Origin of the sequence: Streptomyces sp. NPDC001222 (genome assembly GCF_042896945.1) — a bacterium.
Lineage (GTDB): Bacteria > Actinomycetota > Actinomycetes > Streptomycetales > Streptomycetaceae > Streptomyces > Streptomyces gibsoniae.
Map to the genome: position 1 here is coordinate 1 of NZ_JBIAXT010000088.1, position 2253 is coordinate 2253.

Annotated in this window: 2 protein-coding genes; both read right to left on the reverse strand. The window is 72.7% G+C overall.

Features of this window, described 5'->3' with window-relative positions; all coding sequences use genetic code 11:
* The coding region (locus ACFY2Z_RS41625; protein ID WP_390749191.1) for a type I polyketide synthase at window positions 1-1738 on the reverse strand (1738 nt) is incomplete at its 3' end.
* Window positions 1739-1744: 6 nt separating this feature from the next.
* Window positions 1745-2253 (reverse strand): acyl carrier protein (locus tag ACFY2Z_RS41630; RefSeq protein ID WP_390749192.1); only part of this gene is annotated, 509 nt, incomplete at its 5' end.

Consider the following 2253-nt stretch of genomic DNA (forward strand, 5'->3'; position numbering starts at 1 on the left):
ACACCTCCCCGAACACCGGAAACACCGCCGCCAAACCACCACCCATCCCCGCCCACTGCGCCCCCTGACCCGAAAACACCATCCCCAACCGACGGCGGGCCGCCGACTGAGGGGCGGGGGCCTGCGCGGCGGAGGTGAGGCCGCGGATCAGTTCCTCCTTCGTGCCACCGGACACGACCGCGCGGCAGGGAAGGGCAGCGCGTGTGGTGGCCAGCGAGTACGCCGCATCGGTCAGGGCGTCCTCGGGCAGGGCGGCGAAGTGGTCGCGGATCCGGTCGAGTTGGCCTCGCAGCCCGCCGGGGGTGGCCGCCGCGACGACGAGGGGCAGGACGGGCGGGACGGTCCGCTCCGGCGCAGGCGCGGGTTCGGCCGCGGGCGGCTCCTCGACGATCACATGGGCGTTGGTACCGCTGATGCCGAACGACGACACACCCGCCCGACGCATCCGACCGGGAGTGGGCGGCCAGGGCTGCGCATGGACGGCGAGCCGCACCGCGCCGGCCGACCAGTCCACCACGGTGGTGGGTTCGTCGGCATGCAGGGTGGGCGGCACGGACCCGTGCCGCAGGGCGAGCAGCATCTTGATGACGCCGCCGACGCCCGCGGCGGCGGAGGTGTGGCCGATGTTGGACTTCAGGGAGCCGAGCCACACCGGGCCGTGCGCCTCCCGCTCCCGGCCGTAGGTCGCCAGCAGTGCCTGTGCCTCGATGGGGTCGCCCAGCCGGGTACCGGTCCCGTGCCCCTCCACCACGTCCACGTCGGAGCCGGACAGCCCGGCATCCGCCCATGCCGCCCGGATCACCCGCTCCTGCGCCGGACCCGAGGGGGCGGTCAGGCCGTTCGAGGCGCCGTCGGAGTTCACGGCCGTGCCCCGTACCAGACCCAGCACCGGATGACCGAGTCGGCGGGCGTCCGACAACCGCTCCACCAGCAGCACCCCGACGCCCTCCGACCAGCCGGTACCGTCCGCGCCCGCGCCGAACGACTTGCACCGCCCGTCCACGGCCAGGCCCTGCTGACGCGAGAACTCGATCCAGGCGCCAGGGGTGGACATGACGGTGACCCCACCGGCGAGTGCCATGGCGCATTCGCCGTTCCGCAGCGCACGGACCGCCAGATGCAGGGCGACCAGCGACGAGGAGCACGCGGTGTCCACGGTGATCGCCGGACCGTGAAGACCGAGTGAGTACGCGATCCGGCCGGACGCCACGCTGGCGGCACCCCCGGCGAGCAGGTATCCGCGCAGCTCGTCCGCGCCGGTGTCCATGTCGGCGTAGGTCTGCCCGGCGAAGCCCATGAAGACGCCGGTGCGGGTGTCGCGCAGCGAGGCCGGGTCGATACCGCCGCGCTCGATCGCCTCCCAGGCGACTTCGAGCAGCAGGCGCTGCTGCGGGTCGGTCGCCAGGGCCTCGCGGGGCGACATGCCGAAGAACTCCGCGTCGAAGTCGCCGGCACCGTCGAGGAAACCGCCACGGGTGGAGTCGGAGCGGGCGGCGAGGTCGTCGAGGTCCCAGCCGCGGTCGTCGGGGAAGTCGCCGATCGCGTCCACGCCCTCGGCGACGAGTCGCCAGAGGTCCTCCGGGGTGCGGACGCCGCCGGGGTATCGGCAGGCCATCGAGACGACGGCGATCGGGTCGTCACCGGACTCCAGGTCGGCGAGTCGTTCCCGGGTGCGCTGCAGTTCCGCGGTGACGCGCTTGAGATACGCGGTGAGCTTCTGCTCGTTCGGGGTGGTCATCGCTGATCAGCTCGCTTCCGGGCCGAGTTCTTGGTCGACGAGTGCGAACAGGTCGTCGAGGGACGGGTCGGATTCGGGGCTCAGCAGGGTGCCCAGGTACTCGGCGAGTGCGGCCGGTGAGGGATGGTCGAAGACGAGCGTGGCGGAGAGCGTCAGGCCGCTGATCCGGTTGATGCGGTTGCGTAGTTCGACGCCGGTCAGCGAGTCGAAGCCGATCTCGTGGAACGGCCGGTCGGGGTCGATCGCGCCTGGGTCGGCGTGGCCGAGCACGGCCGCGGTCTGCTCGCACACCGCGTCCAGCACAAAGGAGGCTCGGTCGGACTCGGGGAGTTCGGCGAGCCGTTCGAGCAGGCCCGGGCCGGCGGACGTCGCCGGGAACCCGGTGGCCGCGACGGTCCGCGCGGGTGCGCCGTCCACGATCCAGTAGTGCTGGTGGTCGAAGGCGTAGGTGGGCAGGTCGATCCGGCGTGCTCCGGTGCCGGCGAAGAAACCGGCCCAGTCCACCGGCACACCCG